At 47.8% G+C, this 3,167-nt stretch carries 5 protein-coding genes; all 5 read right to left on the bottom strand.

Annotated elements, in window-relative coordinates; all coding sequences use genetic code 11:
* Positions 1-527: NmrA family NAD(P)-binding protein (locus VIM87_RS00115; protein WP_331994994.1), on the bottom strand; the 527-nt coding region annotated here is incomplete at its 3' end.
* A gap of 116 nt (positions 528-643) precedes the next feature.
* Complete coding sequence (locus VIM87_RS00110) at positions 644-937, bottom strand: antibiotic biosynthesis monooxygenase (protein WP_331994993.1); 294 nt, start codon at positions 935-937, stop codon at positions 644-646.
* Positions 938-963: 26 nt separating this feature from the next.
* On the bottom strand, positions 964-1,626 hold the full coding sequence (msrA, locus tag VIM87_RS00105) for a peptide-methionine (S)-S-oxide reductase MsrA (protein ID WP_331994992.1): 663 nt from the start codon (positions 1,624-1,626) through the stop codon (positions 964-966).
* Between the two features lie 103 nt (positions 1,627-1,729).
* Complete coding sequence (msrB, locus tag VIM87_RS00100) at positions 1,730-2,224, bottom strand: peptide-methionine (R)-S-oxide reductase MsrB (protein WP_331994991.1); 495 nt, start codon at positions 2,222-2,224, stop codon at positions 1,730-1,732.
* Between the two features lie 34 nt (positions 2,225-2,258).
* Positions 2,259-3,035: a molybdopterin-dependent oxidoreductase gene (locus VIM87_RS00095; RefSeq protein WP_331994990.1), complete on the bottom strand. Its 777-nt coding sequence runs from the start codon at positions 3,033-3,035 to the stop codon at positions 2,259-2,261.
* Positions 3,036-3,167: the final 132 nt, after the last annotated feature.

Raw genomic sequence — 3,167 nt, 5'->3', positions numbered from 1 at the left:
GCAATATCCCGTATATCCACCATGCTGATCTTAGCATTGCCAATAGCGGCAAAAAAGGCGCTTTTATGTACAATCGTATCCCGGAAGCCTAACAATCCCTGCATAAACAAATTAGGCCGCAGGAAAGTATACGTTATGCCGGACTGCTGAATGGCTTCTTCCACCACCGCATGGTAGCGCAGAAAACGTACCGGCGAATCTTTGGCCGCTGCAAACTGCGATAGCTTTACGATATGCTGTACACCGGCTTCCTGCGCTGCCTTTACAAAATCAAGCTGCTGGGTTTGCGCCTGTTCAGAGGAATTGGTGAGCAGGAATGCTTTATCTATTCCCTGTAAAGCCTGCTGCAGGCTGGCGAAATCATTCAGATCGCCGGTTACTAAGTTTACGCCGTTTAAGGCGGCTAATGCTTCCGTACCTTTCAATGACCGTACCATGGCCCGGAAAGGTACGCCCAGCGCAGATAATTGCTTTGCTAATTCAGATCCAATGTTGCCGGTAGCGCCGGTGATCAAAATGTTTGACATAGCTGTAATGATTTTATACTTCAAAATTACCAGCTATGCCCTGCGCAGAATTGTAAGAAAACGAAAACGCACCATGCCATTACAGCATAGTGCGCTTATATTATAACACCTGAAACTTATTTTACGGCCAGCAGCTCTACAGACTCAATTACCGGGTCTTTTGCCAGCAGCTCCGGCGCTTTTTCCATTAACGCTTTGGCAATAGGCCCAGACAGGTGCGCCTGCCGCCCGCTGTCATCGTTAAACGTATCAAAAACGCCAAAGGTAGATGGGCCTATCTGCAAAGCAAACCATTGAATAGTGCCCGCTTCTTCCTGGGCTAAAGGCAGTGCGCTTTTCAGGAAAGCCGCTACTTCCTGCTCCTTACCTGGTTTGGCTTCCAGCCTTACCAATAATGCAAATTTAGTCATGGTACGTTTTTTATGTGGTTGGATCTTTAGCTATGCTTTACCTGGAAAGCCGGTTTCATCTTATCGCCCATGGCTTTTTGCAGCTTCTGCACTTTGGGTACAGATACCGCTTGTATATATGGGCTTTCAGGATGCAGCCGGTAATAACCCTGGTGATAGTTCTCCGCAGGATAAAACACCTTAAAAGGCACCACCTGCGTTACAATAGGATTGGCGTAATGGTGTGATGCATTTACTTTTGCCGCCACTTCCATTAATGTTTTTTGCTCCTCCGGGCTGCGGTAAAAAGCTACCGAACGGTAATCCTTTCCTACATCCGGCCCCTGCCGGTTCAGCGTGGTGGGATCGTGCGCATAAAAGAAGGCTTCTGCCAGCGTTGCATAGTCAATTACCGTGGGATCATAATACACCTGTACCGATTCCGCATGGCCGGTTTTATCTGAGCCTACCTCTTCATAAGTAGGCCATTTGGTGGTACCGCCGGAGTAACCGGATACTACTTTATTCACGCCTTTTAATTCAGATAGTCCTTCTGATAAGCTCCAGAAACAGCCGCCGGCAAAGGTTGCCACCATTTCGCCTTTGCGGGGCGATGGCAGGTGCGCAAAGTTATCATCCGCTCCTGACTGGCCATAGGCACAGCCATATAAAAACAACAGTGCTGTTATATATTGCATTAATCGTTTCATCCGTTTATTTTTTGTCTTTTCAATGGTCGGATGGAGCCTTTGATGATTAAAATAATCATTCCCCTGTGTTAATAATTATTTTAATCATGTCGGCTTCATCCGTTTATTTTTTATTTTTTTCTGCTTTCACAAATTTTAACGCGTAAGAGTTCATGCAGTAACGCTTACCGGTAGGCGGGGGGCCATCGTCAAACACATGTCCTAAATGCAGGCCGGTACTGCGTTCCACCACTTCCTCACGCTCCATACCAAAGGAATTATCCTTAATAACCATAATGGCATCCGGGTCAATAGGTTTATAAAAACTGGGCCAGCCGGTGCCGGATTCAAACTTGGTGTCTGAGCTGAATAAGGGTTTGCCGGTAGCAGCGCTCACGTAAACGCCTTTCTGGTGATTGTTCCAGTAAGGGTTATTGAAAGGCCTTTCAGTACCCCTGTTCACCATGATCTCGAATGCCTCGGGCGTCAATATCTTTTTCCAGTATTCGGCCGGATGGGCCTCCGGGAAAGTTTTTACATCCGGTGTTTGCTGTCCGCAGGCAGCGGTTACCAGCAACACCAGGAAGGAGCATACTAATTTGAACGTTTTAAATTTCATATGTTACTGTTTTTAAGATAAAGTTGGCAGGGCATTATAACCCTGAGTAATAATCATATCCTTGCTCCGCCCAATAGTCGGGCGGCCTTTCATTACTAAAGCTAATGGTGCCAATACGCTTCAGGTTCTTAATACCATACTTCACGGGAATAATGAGCCGCAGCGGCGCGCCATGTTCCGGCCGCAGGGGCTGCTCATTCATTTCATACGCCAGCAGGGTTTGCGGGTGCAGCGCGCTGGCCATATCCAGCCCTACGTAATATTCCTCATTAGGGGTAGCCATGCCTACATACTGCATCCCGGCCTGTTTCTGCAAACCATAATGCGCTATAAAATCTGAGAACTTTACGCCCGCCCAATGCTGGATCTGGTCCCAGCCTTCCACGCATTTAAAATCAAATACCAGGTCGGATTTTGGGAGGGACCGTAGCTCATCCAGGCTAATCTGAAGGGTTTCCTTCGGGCTTTTTACTACTGCCAGCTGCCAGCTTTGCGGGTTAAATCCTGCATCGTCAATACCAATATCCCCATTTACCCGCACCTGTTTGGCGGCCATACGTTTGGGATAGGTTTTAACGGGATGGTTGTTGCTGAAAATGCGGCGAAAGAACAGCTCTGTTTTGTTCAGCGCACGGCGTAAGGGTTTGCGGGCGCCGGCCGTAATACCGGGCGTTTCTTCCGGCGCATTGTACAGCCATTTCCAGCCGCCGAACAAAGCCCCGCCCACCACAAAAAAGGTGGTAAAGGAAATAAAGTTCCGCCGGTTGATCTTTTGCTGAACGGTTAGCTCCGGCTTATTTCTTTGTTGCATGATCGCCCGTTTTAAGATGATCGAATGATCTTTCCTCCACTTCAAAACCTGATACTACGGAACGGAAATTGTTCCATCCCGCCAGCATCACCTGCACCACATGGATCACAAAAAATAGCACATACCCAATGG

The sequence above is a fragment of the Chitinophaga sp. genome, assembly GCF_036569125.1.
Classification (GTDB): Bacteria; Bacteroidota; Bacteroidia; order Chitinophagales; family Chitinophagaceae; genus Chitinophaga.
This window is presented reverse-complemented; position numbering and strand designations above follow the sequence as displayed.